Annotated in this window: 4 protein-coding genes and 1 pseudogene; 4 read left to right on the forward strand and 1 reads right to left on the reverse strand. The window is 61.9% G+C overall.

Annotated elements, in window-relative coordinates; genetic code table 11:
- The 4 genes and pseudogenes from ACHWRX_RS04135 to queA form a co-directional block, all read left to right on the forward strand.
- A pseudogene (locus ACHWRX_RS04135) lies at positions 1 to 105 on the forward strand (polyprenyl synthetase family protein); the annotation flags it as partial.
- Positions 105 to 623, forward strand: a complete 519-nt coding sequence (gene coaD / locus ACHWRX_RS04140) for a pantetheine-phosphate adenylyltransferase (protein ID WP_058735919.1) — start codon at positions 105 to 107, stop codon at positions 621 to 623. The pseudogene ACHWRX_RS04135 and the gene coaD, both read left to right, overlap by 1 nt.
- Before the next feature lie 127 nt (positions 624 to 750).
- Entirely contained in the window at positions 751 to 1,440 is a 690-nt protein-coding gene (locus ACHWRX_RS04145; RefSeq protein ID WP_058735958.1) for a peptidylprolyl isomerase, read from the forward strand.
- A 19-nt stretch (positions 1,441 to 1,459) separates the two neighbouring features.
- Complete coding sequence (gene queA / locus ACHWRX_RS04150; protein ID WP_394658199.1) at positions 1,460 to 2,488, forward strand: tRNA preQ1(34) S-adenosylmethionine ribosyltransferase-isomerase QueA; 1,029 nt, start codon at positions 1,460 to 1,462, stop codon at positions 2,486 to 2,488.
- Between the two features lie 664 nt (positions 2,489 to 3,152).
- Here the strand turns inward: queA and ACHWRX_RS04155 are convergent.
- Positions 3,153 to 3,243: IS3 family transposase (locus ACHWRX_RS04155; RefSeq protein WP_394658149.1), on the reverse strand; the 91-nt coding region annotated here is incomplete at its 5' end.

The following is a 3,243-nucleotide window of genomic DNA, read 5'->3' on the forward strand; positions in this document are numbered from 1 at the left end:
GCGCATATGCTGGTGGACCAGGCTGTCACCCACCTCGCCAGCCATGGTCAGGAAGCGGATTTGCTGCGTGCCGTCGCACGCTACATCGTGGAGAGGGATCACTGATGGCTGGGGCGGAGCGCGTTGGTGTCTATCCGGGAACGTTCGATCCCATCACTCTGGGCCATGCCGATATCATCCGGCGCGGCGCGAAACTGGTCGATCGGTTAATCTTGGGTGTAACCACCAATCCTTCGAAAAACCCTATGTTCACCCCTGATGAGCGCATCGCCATGGTGGAGCGCGAGGTGGCGTCCCTCGGCATCGAAAACGTCGACGTGGTTGGCTTCAACGCGCTGCTGATGAAGTTTGCCGAGGCGCAAGGGGCCAGCGTGATCGTGCGCGGGCTGCGCGCCGTGGCTGACTTTGAGTACGAGTATCAGATGGCCGGCATGAACCAGCAACTGAACGCCGGCATCGAAACGGTCTTCCTGATGGCTGACGTAGGCCTGCAGCCCATCGCCTCCAAGCTGGTGAAGGAAATCGCGATCTTCGGCGGAGACATTTCCAAGTTCGTCAGCCCGGCCGTTCGCGACGATGTGGAGGCGCGGATCGCCCAGACCGGACGCAAAGGCGATTACTGAGCGATCGCCTTCCGCCTCTTTGTTTCCGTTCATTGCCATGACAGCGGCCAGAGACTATCGCCGCGCGTGACAGTGTTCCCCTGCTGCGGCCCATCCCCCCATGGCCGCGCCTTATGAAGAGTGGCCGATGAAAGCTCGTGTGCTTGTCCCGACGATGATGGGCATGTTGATGGGGCTGGCGCTGACCGCGTCGCCGGCGCTCGCCAAAAAGAAGGCACCCCCACCGACGCCGGAACCAACCGCGGTTTCCACCGCCGTCGATGCCGATATCTCGCATGATGCGGATAACGTGCTGTTGCTGGACTTGTCGGACGGCGGGCGCGTTGCGATCCGCTTGATGCCGCAATGGGCCCCCACCCACGTCGAGCGAATCAAGACGCTGGCCCGGGAAGGCTTCTACAACGGGGTGATCTTCCACCGCGTGATCGATGGTTTCATGGCGCAGACCGGCGATCCCACGGGCACGGGTGAGGGCGGTTCCAAGCTGCCTGACCTGAAGGCGGAGTTCAATGCCGTGCCCCATCTGCGCGGCACGGTGTCGATGGCGCGCACCAACGATCCCAACAGCGCGAACAGTCAATTCTTCATCGTTTTCTACCCTCGCTTCGCGCTCGACCACAAATACACCGTGTTCGGCCGCGTAATCTCCGGGATGCAATATGTCGACGCCATCCAGCGCGGCGAACCGCCTGCCAACCCGACCCGGGTGCTGCAGGCCTCGCTCGCCAGTGACAAGAAGGGGCCGCCGCCTGCCCCCGTTAGCGCTGCGGCACCGTCTCTCAGTGCCGCCAAGCCGAGCCTCTCACAGCCGAACTGACGCCGCTCGGCGCTGACCGATGAACGTCGACCTGTTCGATTTCGAGCTGCCGAACGAGCGCATCGCTCTGCGGCCGGTGAAGCCTCGTGATGCCGCCCGGATGCTGGTGGCCGATGGCACGGCGGAGATAGCCGATCGGCATGTGCGGGATCTTCCGCAGATGCTGCGGGCAGGCGATGTGCTGGTCTTCAACGACACGCGCGTGATCCCGGCTCAGCTGGAGGGGCAGCGGGGCGAAGCACGGATCGGCGCGACTTTGCACAAGCGCATCGATCTGCGCCGCTGGCAGGCCTTTGTGCGAAATGCCAAGCGTTTGCGGCCCGGCAATGTCATCAGCTTCCCGGCGGGGGTTTCCGCGACGGCGGAGCAGCGGTTCGAAGATGGCAGCTGGACGCTGGCGTTTTCAGGCGATGAGCCTGTGGAAGTCTTGCTGGAGCGCGCGGGCCGCATGCCGTTGCCGCCCTACATCGCCGGCAAGCGCCCTACGGATGATGCCGATCGCAGCGATTACCAGACCATGTTCGCTACGCGCGACGGTGCGGTGGCGGCGCCCACTGCCTCGCTCCATTTCACGCCCGGCCTCGTGGAACGGCTGGACGTTGCCGGCATTGGACGTGAGACGCTGACGTTGCATGTCGGCGCGGGCACGTTCCTGCCGGTCAAAGCCGAAGACACGGCTGACCACCGCATGCACGCGGAATGGGGCCGGATCGACGCCGATACCGCCGCCCGCCTCAACGCCGTACGACAAAAAGGCGGCCGAGTGATCGCCGTGGGCACCACCAGCTTGCGCCTGCTGGAAAGCGCGGCGCAGGATGATGGGCAGATCGTTCCGTTCGAAGGTGACACGGCGATCTTCATCACCCCGGGCTATCGCTTCCGCGCGATCGACGGCTTGATGACCAACTTCCACTTGCCCCGATCGACGCTGTTCATGCTGGTCTCGGCGCTGATGGGGCTTGAGCGTATGAAAGACGTCTACGCCTATGCGATAGAAAATGACTATCGCTTTTACTCCTACGGGGACAGCTCGCTATTACTCCCGTAAGCTGTACTTGGTAGGGTAGCGGTAGGCCTTCTATTTTACGCGTTCTCGCAAGATCACGCGCTCGCACCCTCTTTGATGTGCTTCTGTGCCGATCTGCGGAGGCTCTTGTGGGTGAAAGCGCTTCATAAGGCAGATGCGGCATTCCCTTCCGAGAGGCGCCTAAACAGCGATCCCAAGCCAGCAGCGCTGTCACCAGGGTTGTGGCCTAGTTTCCCGGAGTCTCCGTCGGGTTGGGAGCAGGGTGGGATTGTGAGTGGGACCGTCTCTTAGTCAGCCTGACTTTTGTGGTTCGAAGAGCAAGTGTCTGAGGCCCTTTGGCGGGCGACCTCCGCGAGGTGTTTGTAAAAGAAAGATCGTCGCTTCGGGTGAAGCACGCTTCAGCACCTGAAAGCACATCTCTAGATCGATGTGGTTTCAGCTCCGGCGTCCGAGGTCGCAGGGAATAGGCGGCGATATCTCCCATTTCCTCGCCATTCAAATTTGTCCGGCCATGTCCAGGCAACCCAGCGCCGTAAGGCATTTCCGAATCGATTGCAGGTCTCCTTGGTATGTCGCTTCCAGGTGAGCGCCCAGCCTAGCGCCGAGTATCGGCCCGGTGAGGTCTGGCTCGGTCTCGATGATGCGTCGAACTGGACTTGTAACGGTTTTGTGCCGGTCACCTCTCTCATAAAGCCACCTTGGCTTCGAAGGCGAGCGGGCTGATGCCGCCCAGATATGAATGACGACGACGGGTGTTGTAGAAGCCATTGATGTAC

It is taken from the genome of uncultured Novosphingobium sp. (genome assembly GCF_964277725.1).
Lineage (GTDB): Bacteria > Pseudomonadota > Alphaproteobacteria > Sphingomonadales > Sphingomonadaceae > Novosphingobium > Novosphingobium fluoreni.

Bases quoted from the DNA above. Each gene is read 5' to 3' on its own strand.
- coaD (WP_058735919.1), top strand. From the start codon at position 105: ATGGCTGGGGCGGAGCGCGTTGGTGTCTATCCGGGAACGTTCGATCCC.
- ACHWRX_RS04145 (WP_058735958.1), top strand. From the start codon at position 751: ATGAAAGCTCGTGTGCTTGTCCCGACGATGATGGGCATGTTGATGGGG.
- queA (WP_394658199.1), top strand. From the start codon at position 1,460: ATGAACGTCGACCTGTTCGATTTCGAGCTGCCGAACGAGCGCATCGCT.